Below are 23,472 nucleotides of genomic sequence, written 5' to 3'. Positions count from 1 at the left end.
TCTTGCCCATTAAACGAGAAGATCGGATATATCCGAGAGCAATAAAAGCAAAGGCAAAGAAATACCCCAATAAAAAGAAAGCCAGTCAGCTTAACTGACTGGCATTAGGCTCCTGTGGCACTTTTTAAAATATTACGGAAGAAAAATTCCGACAGTCCGGTCAACTCTGATATGGACAGACAAAGAAAATACGAAGCTCTTGTTCGGGGCTATCACAGGGACTTGTACCGCTACGCTTACTGGTTGTGCAGAGATAAGGCGATTGCAGAAGATTTGGTTCAAGAAACCTGTTTGCGTGCGTGGAAGTCACTCGATAGTCTTCAAGATGAAAAGGCAGCTAAATCTTGGCTCATAACGATATTAAGACGAGAGAATGCGCGCCGCTTTGAGCGCAAACAGTTTGATTTAGTGAATATCGACGACTACGGCAACGATGCCAAAGTCAGCGATGAGCCTCATCATCAGCAGGAATGGTTACAAGCTCAAATCATGAAGCTGGATGTCGAGTATCGGGAACCCCTGTTCCTTCAGGTTGTTGGTGGCTTCAGCGGCGAAGAGATCGGTGACATCCTAGAACTCAACAAGAACACGGTGATGACTCGACTGTTCCGCGCACGCAATCAACTTAAAGAGATGTTGGATTCTCAAGATACTCAAAGAGGGCAAAAAAATGGATGATTTAGAATTCCGTCGTCGTATTTTGTCGGATCCAAAACACAAAGATGAAGAGATTCTGCAAACTTTAGCTAGGAATGATGCTAACAGTAAGTTTGTTGATGACGTTTTGGATCTCGACCTAAAAATTAAACAGGCAATGAATGTCAACGTGCCAGAAGATTTGGCTGACAAAATTTTGTTTAGCCAAACGTCAACCGCACTTGGTAATGAAAATGTTATAAGGCCTACCTTAGCACGCAAAGCCTTGGCATTAGCGGCCTCTGTCGCGTTTACTGCGGGCTTATTGATTGGTCAGCTCAACTGGGGCAACATCATTGCCCCCCCCGCGCAAGCAAGTTTGGCCGAGACAGCCATGAAACACGTGGCTCACGAAGAGGCATTCATACGTCACTTGAATGAAAATGTCCCGAACTCACAAATTAACGCCAAAATGTCTCCATTTGACTATCAGTTTACTGATGGGTTCCCATACCACGTCTACTACTTAAATCACTGTGGTTTTGGTGAATCCAATGCGTTACACATGGTATTCCAAGGTGCAATCGGCAAAGTCACCTTATTTGTTACTGGCATTGCTAGTGAACAGTCAACGGACTTTAATCAAGATGGTATGAGTGGCGTTGTGAAACCGGTTGGTAAAGCAAGCATGATACTCGTCGGTGAAAAGGGTGAAGACATCGAGGCTATTGCCAACCAACTTGCCCCACGGATCCAACCTATATAGTAACTTCGACGATAAAGCACCAATACCCATGCAAATGCCGCTAAATCAACAAATTTAGCGGCATTTTGATTATTAGTTACCACCTCGCTATTCACAACACAGCTCAAGCCTAGAGTTATAACTCTAAATTATGAACTTTAGGTGCAATTTCCCGACATTTAGACATCATTTCTGCAATTTTTATTCAAATTTATCCAATGGTCGGATTTGTATGGTCCACTCTTAATACTACTATCTGCGCCACTGAGCAAAAGCTCAACTTATCGTCCAAAGAGACGAAACTTATAAGGAATAAAAAATGACTCAGAATACGCGTCTGTTTAAAAAGACTCTCCTAGCAGTGACGGTTGCAATGGCATCAAGTCAAGCAATGGCGGCTGGTTTCCAGCTAAACGCACAATCAGCGACTGGTGTCGGTCGTGCATTCGCCGGTGATGCGGTAATCGCAGACAATGCAGCGGTAATGGCACGTAACCCTGCAGCAATGGCGCTATTTGATAAAATGGAACTGTCGCTAGGTTTTGAAACAATTACTACAGATATCTCAGCAAAAAATGTTAATTACAAAGCACTAGGTGGTTTGGTAAGAGACAACACAGATTATGATGATATTGGCAGTACCTCTGTTGCACCAAACATTCACCTTATTGTTCCTGTAAACGAAAAGTTCGCTTGGGGTATCAACGCCTACTCTAACTTCGGTACAAGAACAGAATTCTCTGACGACCTAAAATGGTCTGAGTTTGGCGGCCTAACAGACGTTAAAAGTGTAAACGTAGGTATCGCTGGTTCGTACCGTCTAAACGAGCAATGGAGCTTCGGTGCTGGTATCGATCTAGTCTACGGTACTGGTAAGCTTGAGCGTAATTTAGGCTTTGGCGTACCATCATTAGACGAAGGCATTCCAGCAATACCAAAAGGAACAACGCTACTTGATGCAGATGCAGCAGGTTTTGGCGTTGGCTTCAATCTAGGTACTGTATTTGAACTAGATGAAAACAACCGCTTTGGTTTCTCTTACCGTTACAGCCCAGAGATTGAAGCTGATGGTGACATCACATATCTTCCTGCTGGTCAAAAAGACTCTGATGGTAAATTAAATCTACCGCTACCAGATATGGCAGAATTCTCTGGTTACCATAAAATCGAAGATACCAAATTTGCGTTACACTACAGCGTTCAATGGATTGGCTGGAGTGCATTCGAAACTCTAGATGGTACTGTTAATGGCGGTGATTACACATTTAACACATATAAGTGGCAAGACGGTTGGCACTACGCAATCGGTGGTACTTACTACATGAACTCAGACTGGACACTACGTACTGGCTACATGTACGACACAAGCGCCCAAGACAAGAAAACATCGGTATCCGTACCTGACTCAGATCGCCAATGGTTCTCAGCAGGTGCAACTTACCACATCGACAATGCGTCAAATGTTGATATCGGCTTTACATACTTGCTAGGTAAAGACGTAAAAGTAAGCGAGACTTCTAGTCTAGGTAGTACGATTGACGCAACTACTCGTGCTGACGCAATTCTATTCGGCTTACAATACAGCCGCAGTTTCTAAGCGCAGCGCTGATAGCTAATATTAGCACTCTCTATATAAAAGGCTGGAATTCCAGCCTTTTTTTCATATCTATCACTTTCCATTCACTAAATTTAAGCGTACAGGTGTAATCAAAAACCACCTTTATGCCTCACAACTGTTCGCTGAAATTTATTCACACGCCCTTCACTATTGGTTTTATATCTTAGTTAATTAAGTTTTTATGGTTTTATATTTCGAAAAACAACCATTTACGGAATCTCATTTTTAAAGTAAACACTCTAGGCGTAAACTTTCGGCCCACGTTATCAATAACTCAGCGAACATTACAATGAAAACCAACAAGACTCTCCTATCAACAGCAGTGGCATTCAGCCTACTTAGTACCTCTGGCATCGCCAATGCGGCGGGTTTCCAACTTGCAGAATATTCTGCTACAGGTCTAGGCCGCGCGTACGCAGGTGAAGCAGCAATGGCAGATAACGCAAGTTCACAGTGGCGCAACCCTGCAATGCTGACTTACCTAGAAGGTACACAGGTGTCTGTTGGTGCTATCTATGTAAACCCAAATATTGATGTGGATGGTAGCGTAAATTTTTACGGCGATAATCTTCCTGCATCTTCTGAAGACTTTGCACACGATGCCATCATTCCTAATTTTTACCTTTCTCATCAGTACAATGACAAGCTAGCAATTGGCCTCGCATTTGGCACCAACTACGGTATGGCTACCGATTTAGGCAAAGATTTCGGTGCAGCTCACTTCGGTAATGAAGCAAGCGTTACTACGATGGAAGCAAACCTAAATGCAGCGTACAAACTGAATGAACAGCTAAGCATTGGTGGTGGGATCCGCTATATTATTGGTGAAGGTAGCTTTGGTGCGACAGCTCCAAAAGTAAATGCCCTACAATTGCCTCAAGGCACCACTTTAAAATACATGGAAGGTGATGACACCGCGTGGGGTTGGCAAGTGGGTACAGCTTGGCAAATCAATGACAATAACCGTCTTGGTTTCACCTACAAATCTGAAGTGGATTTAAAACTAGAAGGCTACGCTGAAGGTATCGGCTTTGGTTTAATAGGTCGAGACAACGGTTACATGAACCTAAGCCTGCCAGCAACCGCAGAACTAGCAAGTTTCCATAATCTAACTGAACAACTTGCTCTACATGCCAGTATCAACTGGACAAATTGGAGTTCTTTCGAAAAGCTGGAAGCTCACATGGAAACTGCTGGCACTCAAATGGTTAAAGTTGAAAACTGGGAAGATAACTACCGTTTTGCTGTAGGTGCTACCTACCAAATTCAATCTAAGCTAGCCCTTCGTACAGGTATTGCGTATGACACTTCTGCAGTGAGCGACAAGAACCGTACTATTACTATTCCAGAAACCGACCGTACATGGTTAAGCATTGGTGCAACTTACGATTGGACTAAAGACTTCAGCTTAGATGCTGGCTTTACTTACATTATCGCGAAAGATGCGCCTATCACCGAGTCTCGCGGTTACGAGTCTGACGATAAAGCGGAAGATATTGGTGGTAAATTTGTTGGTGAAACAACGGGCAGCGTATGGCTGATCGGTGTTCAAGCAAACTACAAGTTCTAACTTTTAAACATTTCACTGATAAAAACAAAGGCTTAGCGGACGCTAAGCCTTTGTTTATTCGTTTTTTGTGTAATCAGAAATCTTCTTCTAGATACTCGTCCAAGTACGCTTCTTCGTCTTCGTCCACTTCATCGGTGGTAGTGATTTCCGCTTTAAAATCTTGGCGCTGCAAGTAAACATCACGGGTTAACACATATGGATCTGGCGATGCTTCAAGTTGGGCTTCTTGTGGAACGACCAAAGCGCGTTTTTCCATCCCTTCTAGTGCCCACTTACCGAGGCCAGCCCAAAAGTTAAGGTATGACAAAGGCACATACATACCATCAACGGTATCCGTCACTTCGCGCAGGGTATAAGGGCCATAGCCCGGAACCATAAAGTATGGGCCATTACCTACACCATAATGACCAACCGCGTCGCTAAATGCTTTGTTGTCGTACTTGGTGATACCGGCGGCGGTAGCAATATCGAACACCCCTAAAACACCGAAGGTAGAGTTAATCCAAAAGCGGTTAAAGTGATCCACCGCTTTGGTGCCGTTCCCCATAATCAGGTTATTGACCACGCTTGCTGGCTCGTCTAAGTTGGCCAAAAAGTTAGCGATCCCGGAACGAATAGGGACAGGAGTATAGTCTACATATGCAAGAGAAATTGGGCGAACCAAATACGGATCAAGGTATTCGTAATTGATTTCCCACATCGCGCGGTTAAAACCTTCTAACGGATCGTAAACATCAGAAGTCGTTTGATTCGTTTGATTTTCTTCAGTGACTGCGTGTTCAGGTGCCGTTGAACAACCAACCAGTCCAACTGCAAACAGCAACAAGAAGATAGATTTACCCTTGTTATACATTCTGCGTTCCATTACGACGATTAAAATAAAGGCCAGCTAATGCTGGCCTCCGTCATTCTACTCGAACATTTGTAGTCATACCACAAATCTGCCTTGATAATCACAGAGTATCATATATCAGAAGCGCTTGTGTATTATTGATACTGTTTATCAATAAGGACTTCCACTGGCTGACCAAATGTCACTACTTCACTCTCACCGTGCCAGTCTTGGTCACGTGTTGCGACGTTGCCATCAGAGTCAATGCGAACACGAACGATCAACTTCTCTAGAGAAGACAGTTTTTGGCCTTCCATCATCGCATTACCGTCATCTAGAACTACCGTGCGAGGGAAAGTCCCCAGAGGGTAACGAGCAGCGGCTACTGGCATTGGAGAGCCATCAGCACGGTGGATTGAAACAATCACTACCGCATTCGGATCAAGTTGAACCTCTGGCGCAACATTAATGGTTACCGCAACGCTCTTATCTGGTGAAACGGCCTCGCCCATTTGTTTACGAGCACTTTCAATACTTCGATCAAGCATTTCATAACGGCTGTCTTCTGGACCAATCATCTGCTGCATGATGCCCCAGTATTTAATTGCTGCCGGGAAATCCTGGCGCTCAAAAGCATCAAATGCAAGCAAAGAAAACACACGTAGATCGACGTAATCTTGTTGCATCAATTTGCCGAGAAGTGAACGTGCTGTTGCTTGCTCCATATCATCCTGAGATAGCATCAATGCTTGTGCATAGCCAAGCTGAACATCTGGATTTTTCGGTTCTAACTTGTAGGACTTTTCCATTGCATCAATGGCTGTTGTCACATCACGATTTGCGAGTGCAATACGACCTAGCAATAACCACCCCGTGGAATCTTCTGGCTGGTAATGCAGGCGTGTGCGCAATGCAAGCGTGAGATCCGCCATTTCATCTTCACTAAGTGGTTCCGATGATGCAGACATCAGCTTCTTAGAGAGTTCTGGTAAGTTTGATGTCACCTCCTGCCACTGCACCACATCCTGAGATGCACCAAACTTGTAGTACAGACCATAGCTCATCACCACGGTAAGAATCACGGATGGTATCAAAACCGCCATCGGAGAAACTGTTGTCTCTTTATGCGAACTCTCACCCGGAATGTCGTCCAATAGCGATTGCTTTAGATCAGAAATAAGATCCTCTTGGCTCTCAACCAAACCTTCGTCGGTTTCTTCTTCAAGCTCTGAAAGACGGTCTTTATAAAACGCTTTGTTTAGCTCATCACGCAATACTTCATCGTTGTTGGCTTTTTGCTTGAGGATCGGGAATGCAATCAGTGCACATGCGACAAGTGTAAGAACAACGGTAGCAATCCAAAATAGAGTCATTACTTTTTATCTCCGTTATTCTCTTCTTCAAGTAGTGATTTTAGGCGTGCTTCTTTTTCTGCGTCCCATTCTTCTTCACTATCTTGTGCAGCCTGCGTTTTTGACTTTCGGCTACGCAGTACGATCAAGCCAAAGCCACCTAAAACAACCACAAATGGCCCAAGCCACAAAATGGCAGTCGCCATAGTAAACGGAGGATTGTAAGTCACAAAGTTGCCGTAGCGAGCAATCATGTAATCGACAATCTCGTCTTTAGACTTACCCTCTTTGGTCATTTCATAAACCTTATTACGTAAGTCTTGCGCGAGTTCAGCGTTAGAGTCTGAAATGGTGTTGTTCTGGCATTTAGGACAGCGCAAGGTGTGCCCAAGCTCTTTGAACTGCTGCTCTTGCTGTAGGTTGTCGAACTCATACACCTCGATCGCAGCATGAGCGGCAATCGAAAATGTCATTGCGGCGAAAGCGGCTAAGATAAACTTTTTCATTGCTTCGCCTCCTCAACTAACTTGTTGTACAGCGGCTCTAGCGTATCTGCCCAGTTTCGTGGGTTCACATCACCAACGTGGCGGTAACGAATCACACCATTTGCATCAATAATAAACGTTTCTGGTGCACCGTATACGCCAAGATCTAACCCTAGCATGCCACTACCATCAAATAGACTAATGAGGTAAGGGTTGCCAAGGTCGTTCAACCAACCAATGGCTTTATTACGATCATCTTTATAGTTCATACCGATGATCTTAACGCCCTTGCCCGCCAATTCGTTCAGGTATTTGTGCTCTGCGTAACAAGTTGGGCACCACGTTGCCCAAACATTGAGTAGCAAAGGTTCACCCTTAAAAATCGACTGGTCGTATTGCTTGCCTGGTTCCGCCAAGTCCTCTAAATCAAACTTAGGTACTGGTTTACCAACCAATACAGACTCAAGCTTGGTTGGATCATCGCCACCTTGGTTACGCACCAACTGAGTGGCAAAGATACCCGCTAAAATCATGAAAGCAATCAACGGGATAAATAAGACTTTCTTATTCATATTATGCCTCCTTCTCCGCTAGCTTGGATTGCCCGTCTTTCTTCGTTGTTTTACGAAAGCGGTAACGTCTATCAGAGATCGCTAACATACCACCTAAAGACATGATCAAAGAACCAGCCCAAATCCAACGAACGAATGGTTTGTAGTAAATACGTACAGCCCAAGAACGGTTGTCATCTAAACGCTCACCCATCGCAATGTATAAGTCGCGAGTGATGCCTCGGTCGATTGCCGCTTCTGTCATCATTGACTTCGCAGTACGGTAAAAACGCTTCTCCGCATGCAGCGTATTAACATATTTACCATCGTTAGTGATTTCAAAGTCTGCGATGTAGCCGTCATAGTTCGGACCATCTTTATCACGCAAACCAGAGAAGTAAAAATCGTAACCATAAATCTTGAAGTGCTCACCAGGGGCCAAGCGAACATCACGCTCGATGCTGTAGTTTTGCACCATCGCAATACCGATAATGGTAACAGCAAGGCCAATATGGCCTAGCATCATCGCCCAGTGGCTGCGTTGTAGTTTACGTACGCCCTCAACAAAGCTATGACGGTGCGTTGCGCGTTCATATAGCTCAAAACCGTGCATCGAGATGATCCAGATTGCCATTACCCAACCAATGTAAGCCATGACTGAGAAGAAATCTGCAAACAAGTAAACACACACAGCGGCTAGGCCGAAAGACAAGATGCCAGAGATAATCATTGGCTTAACAAGCTTAGATAAATTGTCACGCTTCCAACGGATCAGAGGACCAATGCCTAGCAAGAACGAGAATGGCATCATCAGCCAAGCAAACAACATGTCAAAGAATGGCGCACCAATAGAAACCGAACCAAGGCCAATTTGCTTATGAACCAATGGCAGTAGTGTACCGACAAGCACAACCACAAGCGCAGCTATAATAATGATGTTATTTGATAGTAGTGCGTTTTCACGCGATACCAAATCAAAGTTGCCGCGAACACGGACGGCAGCGCCTTTTACAGCAAACAGTAATAGCGAACCGCCGATGACAAACACTAGAAAGCCTAGGATGAACATACCGCGGGATGGATCAGACGCAAACGCATGCACTGATACCAAAATACCAGAGCGCACCAAGAAAGTACCAAGTAGGCTCAGTGAGAATGCAGAGATCGCCAGTAGTACTGTCCACGCTTTAAACGTGCCACGTTTTTCCGTTACTGCTAGGGAGTGCATGAGTGCCGTACCCGCTAGCCAAGGCATGAATGATGCGTTTTCTACTGGATCCCAGAACCACCAACCACCCCAGCCAAGTTCGTAGTAAGCCCACCAAGAACCTAGTGCGATACCCAGTGTTAAGAATACCCATGCTGCTGTTGTCCAAGGACGAGACCAACGGGCCCAAGCCGTATCAAGACGGCCAGTCATTAGAGACGCAATCGCAAACGAGAAAGCAACCGAGAAGCCAACATAACCCATGTAGAGCATTGGTGGGTGAACGATCAAACCCGGGTCTTGCAGCAATGGGTTCAAGTCACGACCGTCTACCGGGAAGAATGGCAACGTACGTAGGAATGGGTTTGACGTCAGAATAATGAACAGTAGGAAACCCACTGAGATCATACCCATTACAGCAAGTACACGAGCAACCGATTCTTGTGGCATACCACGGCTGAAGGTTGCAACCGCCACCGTCCACGCTGCTTGAATCAGAACCCAAAGCAATAGTGAACCTTCGTGCGCGCCCCAAACCGCAGTTAAACGGTAGTACCAAGGAAGTTGGCTGTTTGAATTGCTCGCAACATATTGCAGCGTGAAGTCGTTAGTATAAAAACCCCAACACAAGATAATAAATGAGAAAAACAGCATGATGAACATCGACCATGATAACGGTCGTGCTGTATTCATCAGCATAGTGTTGTTGTTTGATGCTCCCCATAACGGCAGAATGCTTAACAGCACCGCCATCGCAAGCGATAGAATGAGAGCAAAGTGACCGATTTCAGCAATCATTGGCCGCTTCCTTGTTTCTGTTCGGTAGTATATTGCAAAGGTTCATGCGTTTTCTTCATGGCTTCCGCGATCTCTGGAGGCATGTACTCTTCGTCGTGTTTCGCAAGAACTTCGAACGCTTTTACTGTTGTTGCATTCTCTAGAATACCTTGAGCAACAATGCCCTGCCCTTCACGGAACAAGTCCGGAAGAATACCTTCGTAAACGATAGTCACTTTTGGGCCGACATCGTGCAGATCAAAACTCACTTTTAAAGACTCAGGATCACGACGAACAGACCCCTCTACAACCATACCGCCAATACGTAGACGCTGACCCACCTCTGGCTTACTGCCATCAGGCTTACCGTTAACTAGCTCTGTCGGCGTATAGAAGAGATCCATGTTTTGGTTGAGTGCATAAAGCATCAAACCAACCGTGGCACTGATACCGATAAAAATGGCTAAAATAATGCCTAGCCTCTTTTTACGTCTCGGGTTCATAAGGTGTTCTCCATATTTTTCGCCGCGTCAACGCGCGTTTGACGATCAATTTTTGCCTGTACTTCTTTCAATAACGCATCCCCTCGACGAAGACTTGAAACCAACAAAATGATCATAGATAAAAAGGTAATACCAAATGCGCTCCACACGTATGCCGCGTAGCCACCCATGGCAAATAAATCGCTTAGAGTTTCAAAATGCATAATTCAATTCCCTCACTGCGCTTTGTCAGCAGCAAGCTTGCGCACCCAAGGTCGGTGACTCTCTTTGCTGATAATTTCGTTTCTAAAACGCACCATCGTCACTGCACCGAAGAAAAACGCAAAGCCAAAAATATTCAATAGCAACGGCCAAAGCATATTTGCCGAAATAGATGGTTTTTCAAATTTTGTAATCGTTGCCCCTTGGTGAAGCGTGTTCCACCACTCCACAGAGAAGTGAATAATAGGAAGATTAACCACACCAACGATCGCCAAAATACCCGCCGCTTTTGCCGCTGTTTTTTGATCATCAAAGGCGTGGTAAAGCGCAATCACACCCAGGTATAAAAATAGAAGAATCAGTTCAGACGTTAAGCGTGCATCCCACACCCACCAAGTGCCCCACATTGGTTTTCCCCAGACTGCTCCTGTTAATAAGGCAATAAAGGTAAACACCGCCCCAATCGGCGCCATTGCCAAAGCAGCCATGTTAGAAAGCCGAACCTGCCATACTAGACCAATAAATGCAGCAATCGCCATCGACATATAAACGCCCATCGACCAAATGGCGGAAGGGACGTGAATATAAATAATTCGGAAACTGTCACCTTGTTGATAATCCGATGGAGCAAACGCAAGCCCCCAAATCGTACCTACCGATAAGCAGACTAAGGCCAATACAGAAAACCAAGGGAGAAACTTACCACTCAGATGATAAGCTGTTTCTGGCTTGGCATAAGGATGGAGCCATTTCCACATGTTTAATTCTCGCTCTTACTTCAGGGACACTATCCAGAGGGCCGAGACCGTAGCAGTGCTTTAAAAATAATTCTTTGATCAAACGTCGAGTAGGACGCTCTTTATTGAGTTAATTAACACTAACTCTTAATGCCGCACTTATCGCAAATGGGGTTAACGTCATTGCCCCCATCAACATCGCGCCTAAAATTGCCAACTGACCGTTATACGCCATACCAAGTGCAGCGGCATCAATTGCAGATGTCGCAAAAATCAAAATTGGAATATAGAGCGGAAGAATCAGCAAACTCAAAAGTACGCCACCCTTTTGCAACCCAACGGTTAATGCCACGCCAATTGCACCAATAAAGCTAAGCGCTGGCGTACCGATAACCAGTGTCAGAACCACAGACAACCAGGTGTTAAAATCGAGAGAAAGCAAAACGGCCAACAGTGGGCTGATCAAAATCAGAGGTAACCCCGTTAACAACCAATGAGCCATCACCTTTGAAAGAACAACAAGTTGCAAAGGAATCGGCATTAGCATCATTTGCTCAAGTGCACCGTCTTGAAAATCATCACGAAATAGACGTTCCAATGATAATAACGCAGAGAGTAATGCAGCAACCCAAACAATGCCTGCAGCAATACGTGCTAACAAATTTGGCTCAGGTCCAATACTCAACGGGAACAAAGTGATTACAATAATAAAGAACCACAGTGGGTTTAAAATATCGGCCTGACGACGAAATGCGATCAATAGCTCACGACGGATAATGGTTGTCATTGAAGAGATCATCTCAATCACCCAACTTAATTTTTCTAAGTTTCGTGCTATCTGCAAACATATCTTGGTGTGTGGTTAACATCACAATGCCACCATTCTCTGTATGGCGCGCAAACAGTGACTCAAGCACTTTAATACCTTGTTTATCAATGGCTGTTAGAGGCTCATCCAAAATCCATAAAATTTGGTTACTCAACCAAAGTCTTGCTAACGCAACTCGGCGTTGCTGCCCCGCAGAAAGCTGTGCTACAGGCACATCTTCTCTGCCAGCCAGGCCCACTTGAGTCAAAGCAGCAAAGATTTCTTCATCGGAGGAACGATTATTATGAATAGACTGATAAAAACGTAGGTTCTCTAGCGCGGTGAGTTCTCTCTTCACGCCAGTTTGGTGCCCTAAAAAAAGCAAATCTTGGTGGAAAAGATCACGAGACTTCTCAATCACCTCGCCTTTCCATTTGATGATACCTTCTTCTCTGTCGCCTAACCCAGTCACAATACGCAACAATGTCGTTTTGCCTGTACCATTGCGCCCTTCTATTTGAACTAATTCACCAGGCTTAATTTCAAACTGCAGGTTTTCAAACAGGATCCTCTCATCACGGATCGCTGTTAGGTTAGAGACTTCTAACATAGAGCTTCAACTAAATTATGAATGAGTCGCTATATTACCACAGCTTAGATATGACAAAACAGGATAAGAAAGCGATGATGTATGTAAGTTCGTGAGTTTTTGTTAACTTGTAGTCACACTTTAATGAAATTAATCATATTTGGTTATAAGCTTTTATTTTAAAAATAAAAAAAGAAGCCGTAGCTTCTTTTTTTATACATTTATCGATGCCTTCCAAACGGTGGATAGCTCGGCTCATCAGAGGGTTGACTACTCAACGGTGGGATCTTCTCTTTGCCAGCCAGTTTTTTCTGCAAAGAAAGCATTAATTCCGCTTCAGCTTTTGGCAATTCACACTCTTCAATCAGCTCATTAATATCAGCACCAAGTTGAACCATTTTTGAAGCGCGACTGTACATGCGACCGTCTGTATCAGCATGTTCAAGCTCACGAACACGCTCATTTAAATGTCGAATAACATCTTCTTGCTCAGTGACTTTCTGACCTAAGCCAACAACCACCGAGCGAACTTCCAATAATTGCTTATTTAACTTTTGTCGTTCTTTTTCGGCATTTCGAGCTTGCGCACGCTGGTGATCCATTTGCTTGCTTAAGCCTGCACGTATACGTAACGGCACCAAAAGCAAAGCTAGGATAACAAAAGCCGCACCACCGACTAAGAGTGGCAAAGATAAAAAGGTTTCTTCAGCCATGATTCTTCAACCAGTTACAGGTAAGCCATCTCATCCCATTCATCATCGGAAAGTAACTTGTTCAAATCCACAAGGATAAGCAGTTTACCGTCACGGTTGCTTACGCCTTGGATGAACTTCGCACTCTCATCGGTACCAACAGACGGTGTTGTATCAATTTCAGAAGAACGTAAGTAAACCACTTCCGCCACACTGTCGACAAGAATACCGATCACTTGACGTTCAGACTCGATTACGATTATGCGAGTGTTGTCCGTTACTTCGCCTTCCATCAAGCCAAAACGAGAGCGTGTATCAATAACCGTAACAACGTTACCACGTAGGTTGATAATACCTAACACGTAATCTGGCGCGCCTGGGACTGGAGCGATTTCTGTATAGCGAAGGACTTCACGAACTTGCATCACGTTGATGCCATACGTCTCTTCTTCTAATTGGAACGTCACCCACTGAAGAACTTCGTCATTCGATGTATCTTTCTTCACTTCAACTTCAAAAGCTTGAGACATAATTAATCCTCATTAATGTCGTTCCCGACCAAATCTAATTCATTGATTTTACATCTAAACCGTCGTTTAGCATGCCTATAAGTGCTTGGACATGAATTAAAGCACACATTTTTTCTTTCACCATTCCAGCGAGCCACGGGCGTTTGGCGGCCTGTTCTCGCCAGCGGACTTTATCAGCATTGAGAGTTTCAGTGCCCATTAACTGGTTACTTGCTAGCCCCCACATGCTATCGCCAAGCATAACAACATATTGATATTTATCTTTGTATTCGTCATTGCGAAGCTTATCAGCCATCACCCACTTTGCAGTATCAACAACATCAAACTGCTGCTCGCGACTGGTTTGTAAACCTAAGTACCAAGCAGGGCGACCAATCAAGTGGTTCAGCTCTGTAATATTGTGAATACCACCCAACTCATCCAATGGAACGGCAAATGTAACGCCATTCACATCAAAGTACAGCACTTGAAAGTCAGCGCTTCGCTGCGTACTTTTCCAAGTATTGGGTAACTGTGCACCCGCTTCGGTTTCCAGTTCTGTTTCTGTCTCAGTGTGTTGTTCAATTTCCACTTCAACATCAACATTCGGTTCAACCATTTCAATTTCTGGTTGCTCCCAAACTGGCTCAGGTTGTTCAACCTCAACAGTCGGCATCGGCTCTTCGTCGATCACCCACTCTTGAATTTCTTCAACGGGTTCCAACGCTGTTTTGACTTCAACTTCTGGCACCACGACTTTTGCTTCAGTTGCAATATCAATGGTGTTTTGCTCCAGAATGTCGTCGATGTCCAACTCTGCCACCACATTGGTGGACTCAAGTTGGCTAAGCAATCGCTGAACGTCTTCCAAATTAGGCGCTTCTAACTCTGGAGAATGCATTTCGCTGTATTGATACGACTCCGGTTCTGCGTATTGCAGTTGTAATTTGGGCTCTGGCTCTGTAGACAATACTTCCTTCGCCAGCAAGTCAAACTCATCTTCTAACTCAGATGCACCAGGCTCGTCACCAAGCAACGCGCTAAAGTAATCATCAAGTGCTTGTTCACTGGAAAGTATGTCGTGACTACTCATCGAACATTAACCTCTCCAAGTAAAGCAATAACTGCTTATATGCGAATACGCCGCGGCTACCAGAAGCAAAATGCGATACTGGCAGATGCTTTAAACTTGCATCTCGGAACTTAGTATCAATCGGTACTGCTGACGTCCAAACTTGATTTGGGTAATCTTTCTTCAGCTGCATTAACGTCTGTAATGACGCCTTCGTGCGCTTATCGTACATGGTTGGCACAATGGTAACCTTGAAACCATCAGGACGCGATTTCTGCATGATAGTTAACGTACGAATCATTCGCTCTAGGCCCTTCATTGCTAAGAACTCAGTTTGTACGGGAATCAAAATTCGATCGCTCGCTGCCAGTGCATTTACCATCATCACACCTAAGATTGGTGGACAATCGATCAACACATAGTCGTAATCTTGAGCAACCGCCTGAAGGGCTCGTTTTAAGATTAACCCCATACCACTGCGGTTACCCATAACACGATCCAACGTTGCCAATGACATATGCGCAGGAATAATGTCCATCCCTTCCAACTCGGTTTGCAAGATCAACGGCTTTACCGTATCTCGCGAAAACGTCTTAAGCTGGAATAAGTCAAACAGACTTGAAGCAACGGTGTCTGAGTCATACCCAAGGTAAGTGGTCAGCGACGCATGTGGATCGGTATCGACCATCAGCACACGATGTCCCTTCTGACTTAGCAGACCCGCTAATGTCACCGTCGACGTGGTTTTACCCACTCCACCTTTTTGGTTCGCTACACTCCAAACGATCATGATGTTTCCTGCGCTAAACCGACTTCTACCAACATTCGCTCTGCGATACGGTCAAGAGGTAAATCTTCAGTAGAGATGCCCGCTTTCGCGACGGCTTGCGGCATGCCATATACGACACAACTTTCTTCGTCTTGCGCCCAAATGGTTGAGCCTGCCGTTTTCAACATGCGTGCACCTTCACGACCATCTGCACCCATGCCTGTCAGCACCATGGACAGTACTTTGTCGCCGTATACTTTCGCCGCCGAACCAAAAGTCACATCAACGCATGGTTTGTAGTTCATACGATCGCCACCATCGATAATTCGAAGGCGAGCCGCACCCGCGCGACCATCCACCATCATTTGTTTGCCGCCTGGTGCTAGGTAAGCAACGCCAGCCTGTAACACATCACCATCTTGTGCCTCTTTAACTTGAATCTTACATAGTGTATTCAAGCGACTAGCAAACGCTGCGGTAAAGGTTGCTGGCATATGTTGGATCAGCACAATGGGGTGCGGAAAATTGACTGGCAGGCGGGTCAGTATCTTCTGCAGTGCAACAGGGCCACCGGTTGAAGTACCGATTGCGGTTAACTGATATTTTTTGCCCGAAGCGCGGAATTTTGCTGCCAATGGACGACTTAGCGTCGATGCGGTTGGCGCTGCCATACGAGATGCCAATGGACGACTAATCGAACTGGCAGGCATCGCAGCCGGTTTTGCGATTGGGCGACGCAGAAAGGCACGCTTAGAAGCAATTTGAATCACACGCTGCTGAAGTAGCGACACCGCTTCATCACGATTACGTGCAATGTCTTCGAATTTTTTCGGTAAAAAATCCAGCGCACCAGCATCTAGTGCGTCAAGTGTGGCTTTCGCCCCATCGTGAGTCAGGGATGAAAACATCAGGATTGGCGTAGGAGACGTAGCCATGATTTCACGAACGGCAGTGATACCGTCCATGACTGGCATTTCAATATCCATCGTGATGACATCTGGCTTCAGTGATTTGGCTTTTTCTACCGCTTCTCGACCATTAACAGCAACGTCTATCACTTCTAGGCGCGATTCTGAGTTGATGATTTCACTTACGCGACGACGGAAAAAACTTGAATCATCAACGACTAGTACTTTAATCGCCATTTTATTCCTTTTATAAACTTCAGCTTCACTTAAATACGTGAAGCTGCAGCATACTGCTTAAGTAGATCTGGTACATCAAGAATCAATGCAATGTGACCATCACTCGTGATCGTCGCACCAGCCATTCCTGGCGTACCTTGCAATAAGTTGTCTAGTGGCTTGATAACCACTTCTTCTTGGCCAATTAGAGTATCAACCACAAACCCTACGCGCTGGCTGCCAATTTGAACAATCACCACGTGACCATGCCCAGTACGTTCTTGAATGCGAGGAGACTTCGGTGCTAGCCAATTCTGTAGGTAGAACAAAGGAATAGACTTATCGCGAACAATAATGGTTAATTGACCATCGACAACATTGGTACGGCTAAGATCTAAATGGAAAATTTCATTCACAGACGCTAACGGCAACGCAAACGGGTGGCCTCCAACGCCAACCATCAACGTCGGCAAGATTGCCAGTGTTAATGGTACTTTGATAGTAATCTTCGTTCCTTTGCCAAGCTCAGAGTCGATATCAATAGAGCCATTTAGGGTATTGATTGCCGTCTTAACCACATCCATGCCCACGCCACGACCGGAGATATCAGAAATTTTTTCTTTACTTGAGAAGCCTGGTGCAAAGATCAGATTAAAGCATTCTTTATCGGTAAGGCGAGCCGCTGCGTCATCGTCCATCATGCCACGTTTCACTGCGATACCACGAAGTTTATCTGGATCCATACCGCCACCATCATCGACGATAGCCAGTTCAATATGGTCACCTTCTTGAGATGCAGAAAGAATCACTTTACCAGTGCGTGATTTGCCCGCATTTACGCGGTCATCGGGCATCTCAATGCCGTGGTCAACCGAGTTACGCACCAAGTGAATCAATGGATCCGCTAATGCTTCTACTAGGTTTTTATCTAGGTCGGTCTCTTCACCGCGTATTTCCAGCACAATGTCTTTATTCAGATTACGCGCTAAGTCGCGAACCACGCGAGGGAAACGGCCAAATACTTTTTTGATTGGCTGCATGCGGGTTTTCATTACTGCGCCTTGAAGATCGGCAGTCACAACATCCAAGTTGGATACCGCTTTCGACATTTCCTCATCGTTGCTGTTCAAGCCAAGACTGAGTAGACGATTACGAACCAACACCAATTCCCCCACCATATTCATGATGGTGTCTAAGGTTGAAGTATCAACACGAACCGTGGCTTCCGTTTGCGGTTTTTTAGCCGCAGGCGCTACTGCTTTAGCTTCTTTTTTTATCGCAATCGGTTTTACTTCCGGCTTAGATTCGGGCACCACGGTGACAGGTTCAGGCTGAGGTGCTGATTTCGCTTTTGGCGTTTCAGATACAACATTTTCCGATGCAGGTTTTGTTGCAAACTCGAGCTCTTCAATTGATGGGCCTTTACCTGCACCATGCAATTCATCAAGCAGCTTTTCGAACTCTTCATCTGTCATCAGGTCACTATCACTTGAAAACGAAGATGCAGCTAGAGCAACTGGCTCTTGCGCTTTTGGCGGCTCAACTGAGACAGCGTCTGATGCAGACGGGCTCTTACCGATGCCATGCAGCTCATCTAGAAGTCTCTCGAACTCATCGTCGGTAATGTCACCACTGTCTGCCACAGGGGTATTCACTTGAAGCTGCTCTTCTGGCACATCTGGCGTTTGCGTGGATGCCCCCGGAGCCGTACCTTTACCGTGCAGCTCATCAAGCAGCCTTTCGAACTCGTCTTGAGTGATTTCATCAACAGAGCCAACACTTGCTGACGCAGAGTTTGACTGTGCGGGTACAACTGGCTGCTCGACAACAGGCTCAGGCGTTACAATAGGCGCATCAACCACTGCCGCGATTTCGTCTTCAGATTCTGGTTTGCAAAGACGGTGAAGTTCATCAAGCAATGCGGGATCTGCCGCGTCTAAAGGCTCATGATCTTGAACCGCTTGGAACTGAGTATTCACTGTATCCAACGCTTTCAACATGGTATCCATTAGACCTTGCGTGACTGAGCGTTGGCCATTTCGCAACACGTCGAACACGTTCTCTGCACCGTGACAAGTGTCCACCAGTTCAGTTAAAGACAAGAAGCCAGCACCACCTTTAACCGTGTGGAAGCCGCGGAAAATCGCGTTAAGTAAGTCCCTATCTTCTGGGTTATTTTCCAGCTCTACCAACTGCTCAGACAGCAGTTCCAGGATTTCTCCAGCCTCAATGAGAAAGTCCTGAAGAATATCTTCGTCTAAATCGTAGCTCATACGTTACCTTTAAAATCCAAGACTGGACAATAAGTCATCGACTTCGTCCTGCGATGAAACCGCATCTTCCCTTAGCTCTGGATGAAGAATAGGGCCTTCTGCTTCACTTGATGGTTTATTCTTTTTATCTGTCGGTTTTGCAAAAACTTGAGTCGGTTCTGCGGCTTTACTACCAGAAAAGACGGTCAAGATCTCAACCAGGCGATCTTCCACTTCATTGGAAAGCGTAATCACGCGACGAATGATTTGGCCAGTTAAGTCCTGGAAATCTTGTGCCATTAGAATCTCGGTCAATTGACCACGCAGCTCGGTGCTGTCACCCTCGACTTGAACTAAAAGTTCATCAATGCGGTAACAAAGCGTTTTAAATTCGCTTAATTCTATGCGGCCATGCATGAGTTCGTTCCACTGAGGGCGAACTTGTTGAAGGCACTCGTGCAGGTTATCAGCGATAGGCAAGCAGCATTCAACCGCATCCATGGTTTTGTTTGCCGCTAGTTCGGTTTTATCAATCACGTATTGCAGGCGATCCCTAGCGTCTGGGATTTCCGCTTTCGCGATTTCAGTCATGCGTTGTTCGAGATTGAACTGATTAAGTGAATCATGAAGGTCACGGGTTAATGTTCCGATTTCTTGAAGCATCGGATTTCCATCACCTTCATATATCGAGGCAACAAGCTCATTCGCTTGGTCTTGTTCCCCATTTTCTAGCATCTGAACGAGCGACTTCGCCTGCTCTAGTGAGATCATCCTGAATAGACCCTTTTACGTTTCGTTCTTTCTTATCACTTTTTAAGTGTCAAACGAGCCATCCTTTAGTATTAGGAGTAATGACTCGGTTAACAAAGAGAAAGTAAGGGTTATAAACGTTCGAAAATTTTATCTAATTTTTCTTTTAGTGTTGCTGCGGTAAATGGCTTCACGATGTAACCGTTTACACCTGCTTGAGCGGCTTCGATGATCTGTTCACGCTTTGCTTCTGCAGTGATCATAAGAACAGGAAGGTGCTTTAATTCTGCATCTGAACGGATGTGTTTAAGCAAATCAATGCCCTGCATTCCCGGCATATTCCAATCAGTCACAACAAAGTCGAAGTCACCTTTTTTCAGCATTGGTAATGCAGTTAAACCATCATCCGCTTCTTGAGTGTTATTGAAACCCAAGTCACGAAGTAGGTTTTTAACAATACGGCGCATTGTTGAGAAATCATCAACAATAAGGATCTTCATGTTTTTATTCAAAATTGCCTCCACTGAATCGTAAAATCAGTGTGTTTAGTCATTTTGTGTCCACGCACTGAGCTTGGTGCGTAAACGTTGCATAGATTGACTCAGTATTTGGCTTACGCGAGATTCGCTTACGCCCAACACATCGCCAATCTCTTTCAAGTTAAGTTCTTCGTCATAATAAAGCGAAAGAACCAAAGCTTCACGCTCTGGGAGCTGTTTTATTGATTCAACCAGTGCTTTTCGAAACGATTCATCAGCCACACCTTTGAACGGGTTGCTATCATCGGTTTCATCCGCTGGAGAAATCACATCATCAGAGACACCTAAGTCCTCAATCCCCACTAACCTTGAACAGTTTATGTCGGTAAGCGCACTATGATATTGAGTTAGTGTCATACCGAGATGCGCTGCCACTTCTGAGTCTGAAGGATCACGGTTTAGAATGCCTTCCAGTTCTGCAACCGCTTGGTTAATCTCTCGATTATTTTTATGAACAGAACGTGGTACCCAATCGCCTTTGCGAATGTCATCTAACATTGCTCCGCGAATACGGATACCAGCATAAGTTTCAAAGCTCGCACCTTTAGAACCATCATAATTCTGCTGAGCTTCGATAAGACCGATCATTCCAGCCTGAATTAAATCTTCTACCTGAACACTCGGCGGTAAGCGGCCTAACAGGTGGTGAGCAATACGCTTAACCAACACTGAGTAGCGCTCGATGAACGCTTGCTGACTATTAAATCTGCCATGTTGGTTATAGGTTATCGCGTTATTCACCAAAAGGGTCCTCTGTGAATTCGGTACGATTTAGTAATCTTTCAACAAAAAACTCAAGGTGACCACTTGGTGTTTTAGGTATTGGCCACGTAAGAGCTTTGTTCGCCAATGAGCTGATCGCTAAAGCCGCAGGAGAGCGAGGGAATGCATCCACCACTATCTTCTGCCTTTTAACAGCCTGGCGTACTTTATCATCCAATGGAATACATGCTACGAGTTCAAGGCTAACATTCAAGAACCGCTCTGTGACTAGCGTCAACTTTGCAAACAATTCTCGACCTTCACGGTAGCTTCTGACCATATTTGCAACAACTTTGAAGCGTTGCACCTGATGTTCTTTACTCAATAGCTTAATTAAAGCGTAAGCATCGGTGATGGAAGTCGGTTCATCACAAACCACAACCACCACTTCTTGAGCTGCACGAGAAAAGCTGATGACCATGTCTGAAATACCCGCAGCGGTATCGATCAGCAGTACATCCATCTCATCTTCAAGGCTACCAAATGCGCGAATCAGTCCGGCATGTTGAGCATGTGAGAGTTCCGTCATGCTTTGTGTGCCCGACGTTGCAGGGACAATCTTTATACCATAAGGGCCTTCAACAATCGCATCTTTTAGCTCGCATTCTCCTGCTAGGACATGCCCAAGATTACGTTTTGAGCGAATTCCGAGCATAACGTCAACATTAGCCAAACCTAGGTCAGCATCAAGAACCATCACCTTCTTGCCTTGACGAGCCATACAAATCGCCAAACCCAATGTCACGTTTGATTTACCCACACCACCTTTTCCGCCGGTAACCGCGATTACTTGGGTCAATGATGGCTGCGTTAAGCGACGGAGGCCGCTTGCTTGATCGTATATCATATTCTCAGTCATAGTAGTCCGCCGCCCTAGAGTTCTTCATTGTCACTGTTCCAAAAGTGAGGTTCGTTCTCTGTCGACTTCTCTAACAGTTCATTTGCTTTCGCGATCATGTATTTTGGTTGTGCTATCACAATGTCTTCTGGCACGCGTTGACCATTGGCAATATAAGCAACTGGTATTGCATTCTGAATCACTACACTGATGAATTCACCTAAGCTCAATGACTCATCGAGCTTAGTCAAAATACAGCCCGACAATGGAATGCGTCGGAAATGGTCCAGAGTTTCTTGCAACACTCGACGTTGAGCAGTCGCGGGTAATACAAGGTAGCTATGAATCACTTCACCACTCTCTTGCATCAGGGTATCGAGTTGCTCAGAGAGTCTGACATCTCGCTGCCCCATGCCGGCTGTATCAACCAAAATTAGTCTTCTATTCCTTAGCTGATATATAACATCGGCTAACTCGTTAGAATCTTTAGCAACTCTTACAGGACATCCCATAATTCTTCCGTAAATGGAGAGCTGCTCATGTGCACCGATACGATAAGTGTCCGTTGTCACCAAAGCGACATTGTCGGCACCGTATTCCATCGCAGCACGCGCAGCAAGCTTAGCGACGGTGGTGGTTTTGCCCACTCCCGTTGGGCCGAGCAGTGCAACCACTCCGCCACGCTTAAGGATATCTTGCTTTGGAATATTGATTTGATCCGCCACGAGAGAAAGTAGAGCCTTCCACGCTCGCGCCGGTTTGGTGTCTTCTGGAATGTAACACGCCATTTGATCAGCAAGCTCAGGAGACACGCCCATTCTCTCTAGGCGTTTGATCAACATCGCTCTCAGCGGTTCACGGCGTTCGACTTCTTGCCACATCAAACCCGACACTTGGTGCTCAAGAAGGCGACGAATCGAGGTCATCTCTTCACGCATGTTCTCAAGCTCACTCGCCGCCTCATCGCGATCTTCCGTAGGTCGACGACGGTCATATCGCGTTGGATCCAACTTTGGGGTTGGGCGTTCAAAACGACTGTCTTGAGCAATCAGTTTTGCCAAAGGAGAGTCTGCCTGATACGGTGCAGGCTTTTCTTGGTCATAACTTTCACGGTGCTTGTTTTGGCGTTGTAACAGCGCCGATAGCGAATCTTCGTTTTCAGCAACATGCTCGTCAGAGTCTGAGGCGCCGCTGCTATATTGCTTGAGCATGTTCGCGAAGCGTTGCGTCATCGAGCCTGATTTTTCATTGTTTGCATTTAGGCTGATTTTGTCTTCATCCAAACGACGATGTTGGAAACGGTCGGCGACGGATGAAGACATCTGGCGATGTTCACTATAACGATTCGGCTGAACGGTGGTGCGGCTTGATAGTAATGGTGCGCTTGCAGAGGGAGAAGCATTCAACTCGCCATCAATCGCGGCAACGATCTCTACTCCACCTGCCACCTTCTTGTTCGACATGATCACTGCGTCCGCGCCGAGTTCTTCTTTCACTTGAAGTAACGCGGCTCGCATGTCTTTGGCAAAAAATCGTTTTATTTTCAAACTATTA

General features: G+C 45.4%; 25 protein-coding genes. 4 read left to right on the top strand and 21 right to left on the bottom strand.

Translation table 11 applies throughout. The features are described from left to right. Positions 1-171 precede the first annotated feature (171 nt). The 4 genes from AK965_RS11820 (at position 172) to AK965_RS11805 (ending at position 4,569) form a co-directional block, all read left to right on the top strand. A complete protein-coding gene (locus tag AK965_RS11820; RefSeq protein ID WP_253252692.1) occupies positions 172-678 on the top strand; it encodes a sigma-70 family RNA polymerase sigma factor in 507 nt (168 codons plus the stop codon). Next, a complete protein-coding gene (locus AK965_RS11815) occupies positions 671-1,402 on the top strand; it encodes a DUF3379 domain-containing protein (RefSeq protein ID WP_099079804.1) in 732 nt (243 codons plus the stop codon). Before AK965_RS11820 ends, AK965_RS11815 begins: the two co-directional genes overlap by 8 nt. A gap of 298 nt (positions 1,403-1,700) precedes the next feature. After that, the gene (locus AK965_RS11810) at positions 1,701-2,978 is read left to right on the top strand and encodes an outer membrane protein transport protein (protein ID WP_099079803.1); all 1,278 of its coding nucleotides are present in this window, start codon (positions 1,701-1,703) and stop codon (positions 2,976-2,978) included. A gap of 310 nt (positions 2,979-3,288) precedes the next feature. Next, positions 3,289-4,569, top strand: a complete 1,281-nt coding sequence (locus AK965_RS11805) for an outer membrane protein transport protein (protein ID WP_099079802.1) — start codon at positions 3,289-3,291, stop codon at positions 4,567-4,569. A 73-nt stretch (positions 4,570-4,642) separates the two neighbouring features. Here the strand turns inward: AK965_RS11805 and AK965_RS11800 are convergent, their stop codons facing one another. The 21 genes from AK965_RS11800 to flhF form a co-directional block, all read right to left on the bottom strand. Continuing rightward, entirely contained in the window at positions 4,643-5,422 is a 780-nt protein-coding gene (locus AK965_RS11800; RefSeq protein WP_099079801.1) for a VacJ family lipoprotein, read from the bottom strand. 134 nt (positions 5,423-5,556) lie between these two features. Continuing rightward, positions 5,557-6,774 (bottom strand): c-type cytochrome biogenesis protein CcmI, encoded by a 1,218-nt coding sequence (gene ccmI / locus AK965_RS11795; protein ID WP_099079800.1) that lies wholly within the window; start codon positions 6,772-6,774, stop codon positions 5,557-5,559. Continuing rightward, positions 6,774-7,259 carry a cytochrome c-type biogenesis protein gene (locus AK965_RS11790; RefSeq protein WP_099079799.1) on the bottom strand — a complete coding sequence of 162 codons (486 nt, stop codon included), beginning with the start codon at positions 7,257-7,259 and terminating at the stop codon, positions 6,774-6,776. The genes ccmI and AK965_RS11790 overlap by 1 nt, the downstream gene beginning before the upstream one ends. After that, positions 7,256-7,810, bottom strand: coding sequence for a DsbE family thiol:disulfide interchange protein (locus AK965_RS11785; RefSeq protein ID WP_099079798.1), 555 nt, complete (start codon positions 7,808-7,810; stop codon positions 7,256-7,258). Before AK965_RS11785 ends, AK965_RS11790 begins: the two co-directional genes overlap by 4 nt. A 1-nt stretch (position 7,811) precedes the next feature. Then, on the bottom strand, positions 7,812-9,794 hold the full coding sequence (locus AK965_RS11780; protein ID WP_099079797.1) for a heme lyase CcmF/NrfE family subunit: 1,983 nt from the start codon (positions 9,792-9,794) through the stop codon (positions 7,812-7,814). Next, the gene (gene ccmE, locus AK965_RS11775; protein WP_099079796.1) at positions 9,791-10,276 is read right to left on the bottom strand and encodes a cytochrome c maturation protein CcmE; all 486 of its coding nucleotides are present in this window, start codon (positions 10,274-10,276) and stop codon (positions 9,791-9,793) included. The genes AK965_RS11780 and ccmE overlap by 4 nt, the downstream gene beginning before the upstream one ends. After that, positions 10,273-10,479: a heme exporter protein CcmD gene (gene ccmD, locus AK965_RS11770; RefSeq protein ID WP_099079795.1), complete on the bottom strand. Its 207-nt coding sequence runs from the start codon at positions 10,477-10,479 to the stop codon at positions 10,273-10,275. Before ccmD ends, ccmE begins: the two co-directional genes overlap by 4 nt. 12 nt (positions 10,480-10,491) lie before the next feature. After that, positions 10,492-11,235 carry a heme ABC transporter permease gene (locus AK965_RS11765; RefSeq protein WP_099079794.1) on the bottom strand — a complete coding sequence of 248 codons (744 nt, stop codon included), beginning with the start codon at positions 11,233-11,235 and terminating at the stop codon, positions 10,492-10,494. 109 nt (positions 11,236-11,344) lie between these two features. After that, positions 11,345-12,013, bottom strand: coding sequence for a heme exporter protein CcmB (gene ccmB / locus AK965_RS11760; protein WP_099079793.1), 669 nt, complete (start codon positions 12,011-12,013; stop codon positions 11,345-11,347). A gap of 1 nt (position 12,014) precedes the next feature. Beyond that, complete coding sequence (gene ccmA, locus AK965_RS11755) at positions 12,015-12,632, bottom strand: cytochrome c biogenesis heme-transporting ATPase CcmA (protein ID WP_099079792.1); 618 nt, start codon at positions 12,630-12,632, stop codon at positions 12,015-12,017. Positions 12,633-12,832: 200 nt separating this feature from the next. Further along, the gene (locus AK965_RS11750) at positions 12,833-13,324 is read right to left on the bottom strand and encodes a DUF2802 domain-containing protein (protein ID WP_099079791.1); all 492 of its coding nucleotides are present in this window, start codon (positions 13,322-13,324) and stop codon (positions 12,833-12,835) included. A gap of 14 nt (positions 13,325-13,338) precedes the next feature. Continuing rightward, a complete protein-coding gene (locus AK965_RS11745; protein ID WP_099079790.1) occupies positions 13,339-13,833 on the bottom strand; it encodes a chemotaxis protein CheW in 495 nt (164 codons plus the stop codon). A gap of 34 nt (positions 13,834-13,867) precedes the next feature. Continuing rightward, positions 13,868-14,905 carry a chemotaxis protein CheW gene (locus tag AK965_RS11740; protein WP_099079789.1) on the bottom strand — a complete coding sequence of 346 codons (1,038 nt, stop codon included), beginning with the start codon at positions 14,903-14,905 and terminating at the stop codon, positions 13,868-13,870. Then, positions 14,898-15,674, bottom strand: a complete 777-nt coding sequence (locus AK965_RS11735) for a ParA family protein (RefSeq protein ID WP_099079788.1) — start codon at positions 15,672-15,674, stop codon at positions 14,898-14,900. Before AK965_RS11735 ends, AK965_RS11740 begins: the two co-directional genes overlap by 8 nt. Continuing rightward, a complete protein-coding gene (locus tag AK965_RS11730) occupies positions 15,671-16,798 on the bottom strand; it encodes a chemotaxis response regulator protein-glutamate methylesterase (protein WP_099079787.1) in 1,128 nt (375 codons plus the stop codon). Before AK965_RS11730 ends, AK965_RS11735 begins: the two co-directional genes overlap by 4 nt. Before the next feature lie 29 nt (positions 16,799-16,827). Next, complete coding sequence (locus AK965_RS11725) at positions 16,828-19,050, bottom strand: chemotaxis protein CheA (protein ID WP_099079786.1); 2,223 nt, start codon at positions 19,048-19,050, stop codon at positions 16,828-16,830. Positions 19,051-19,059: 9 nt separating this feature from the next. Next, the gene (locus AK965_RS11720) at positions 19,060-19,800 is read right to left on the bottom strand and encodes a protein phosphatase CheZ (RefSeq protein WP_099079785.1); all 741 of its coding nucleotides are present in this window, start codon (positions 19,798-19,800) and stop codon (positions 19,060-19,062) included. Positions 19,801-19,910: 110 nt separating this feature from the next. Further along, the gene (cheY, locus tag AK965_RS11715) at positions 19,911-20,279 is read right to left on the bottom strand and encodes a chemotaxis response regulator CheY (protein WP_099079784.1); all 369 of its coding nucleotides are present in this window, start codon (positions 20,277-20,279) and stop codon (positions 19,911-19,913) included. A gap of 45 nt (positions 20,280-20,324) precedes the next feature. Continuing rightward, a complete protein-coding gene (locus AK965_RS11710; RefSeq protein ID WP_099079783.1) occupies positions 20,325-21,059 on the bottom strand; it encodes an RNA polymerase sigma factor FliA in 735 nt (244 codons plus the stop codon). Further along, the gene (locus tag AK965_RS11705; protein ID WP_099079782.1) at positions 21,052-21,939 is read right to left on the bottom strand and encodes a MinD/ParA family protein; all 888 of its coding nucleotides are present in this window, start codon (positions 21,937-21,939) and stop codon (positions 21,052-21,054) included. The genes AK965_RS11710 and AK965_RS11705 overlap by 8 nt, the downstream gene beginning before the upstream one ends. Before the next feature lie 14 nt (positions 21,940-21,953). Continuing rightward, positions 21,954-23,465, bottom strand: a complete 1,512-nt coding sequence (flhF, locus tag AK965_RS11700; protein WP_099079781.1) for a flagellar biosynthesis protein FlhF — start codon at positions 23,463-23,465, stop codon at positions 21,954-21,956. Positions 23,466-23,472 lie beyond the last annotated feature (7 nt).

Origin of the sequence: Vibrio sp. PID17_43, from assembly GCF_002608565.1 — a bacterium.
GTDB lineage: Bacteria > Pseudomonadota > Gammaproteobacteria > Enterobacterales > Vibrionaceae > Vibrio.
This window is presented reverse-complemented; position numbering and strand designations above follow the sequence as displayed.

Excerpts from the sequence above, each read along its gene's own strand:
- AK965_RS11820 (WP_253252692.1), top strand. The coding sequence starts at position 172 with ATGGACAGACAAAGAAAATACGAAGCTCTTGTTCGGGGCTATCACAGG.
- AK965_RS11815 (WP_099079804.1), top strand. The coding sequence starts at position 671 with ATGGATGATTTAGAATTCCGTCGTCGTATTTTGTCGGATCCAAAACAC.
- AK965_RS11810 (WP_099079803.1), top strand. The coding sequence starts at position 1,701 with ATGACTCAGAATACGCGTCTGTTTAAAAAGACTCTCCTAGCAGTGACG.
- AK965_RS11805 (WP_099079802.1), top strand. The coding sequence starts at position 3,289 with ATGAAAACCAACAAGACTCTCCTATCAACAGCAGTGGCATTCAGCCTA.
- AK965_RS11800 (WP_099079801.1), bottom strand. The coding sequence starts at position 5,422 with ATGTATAACAAGGGTAAATCTATCTTCTTGTTGCTGTTTGCAGTTGGA.
- ccmI (WP_099079800.1), bottom strand. The coding sequence starts at position 6,774 with ATGACTCTATTTTGGATTGCTACCGTTGTTCTTACACTTGTCGCATGT.
- AK965_RS11790 (WP_099079799.1), bottom strand. The coding sequence starts at position 7,259 with ATGAAAAAGTTTATCTTAGCCGCTTTCGCCGCAATGACATTTTCGATT.
- AK965_RS11785 (WP_099079798.1), bottom strand. The coding sequence starts at position 7,810 with ATGAATAAGAAAGTCTTATTTATCCCGTTGATTGCTTTCATGATTTTA.
- AK965_RS11780 (WP_099079797.1), bottom strand. The coding sequence starts at position 9,794 with ATGATTGCTGAAATCGGTCACTTTGCTCTCATTCTATCGCTTGCGATG.
- ccmE (WP_099079796.1), bottom strand. The coding sequence starts at position 10,276 with ATGAACCCGAGACGTAAAAAGAGGCTAGGCATTATTTTAGCCATTTTT.
- ccmD (WP_099079795.1), bottom strand. The coding sequence starts at position 10,479 with ATGCATTTTGAAACTCTAAGCGATTTATTTGCCATGGGTGGCTACGCG.
- AK965_RS11765 (WP_099079794.1), bottom strand. The coding sequence starts at position 11,235 with ATGTGGAAATGGCTCCATCCTTATGCCAAGCCAGAAACAGCTTATCAT.
- ccmB (WP_099079793.1), bottom strand. The coding sequence starts at position 12,013 with ATGATCTCTTCAATGACAACCATTATCCGTCGTGAGCTATTGATCGCA.
- ccmA (WP_099079792.1), bottom strand. The coding sequence starts at position 12,632 with ATGTTAGAAGTCTCTAACCTAACAGCGATCCGTGATGAGAGGATCCTG.
- AK965_RS11750 (WP_099079791.1), bottom strand. The coding sequence starts at position 13,324 with ATGGCTGAAGAAACCTTTTTATCTTTGCCACTCTTAGTCGGTGGTGCG.
- AK965_RS11745 (WP_099079790.1), bottom strand. The coding sequence starts at position 13,833 with ATGTCTCAAGCTTTTGAAGTTGAAGTGAAGAAAGATACATCGAATGAC.
- AK965_RS11740 (WP_099079789.1), bottom strand. The coding sequence starts at position 14,905 with ATGAGTAGTCACGACATACTTTCCAGTGAACAAGCACTTGATGATTAC.
- AK965_RS11735 (WP_099079788.1), bottom strand. The coding sequence starts at position 15,674 with ATGATCGTTTGGAGTGTAGCGAACCAAAAAGGTGGAGTGGGTAAAACC.
- AK965_RS11730 (WP_099079787.1), bottom strand. The coding sequence starts at position 16,798 with ATGGCGATTAAAGTACTAGTCGTTGATGATTCAAGTTTTTTCCGTCGT.
- AK965_RS11725 (WP_099079786.1), bottom strand. The coding sequence starts at position 19,050 with ATGAGCTACGATTTAGACGAAGATATTCTTCAGGACTTTCTCATTGAG.
- AK965_RS11720 (WP_099079785.1), bottom strand. The coding sequence starts at position 19,800 with ATGATCTCACTAGAGCAGGCGAAGTCGCTCGTTCAGATGCTAGAAAAT.
- cheY (WP_099079784.1), bottom strand. The coding sequence starts at position 20,279 with ATGAAGATCCTTATTGTTGATGATTTCTCAACAATGCGCCGTATTGTT.
- AK965_RS11705 (WP_099079782.1), bottom strand. The coding sequence starts at position 21,939 with ATGACTGAGAATATGATATACGATCAAGCAAGCGGCCTCCGTCGCTTA.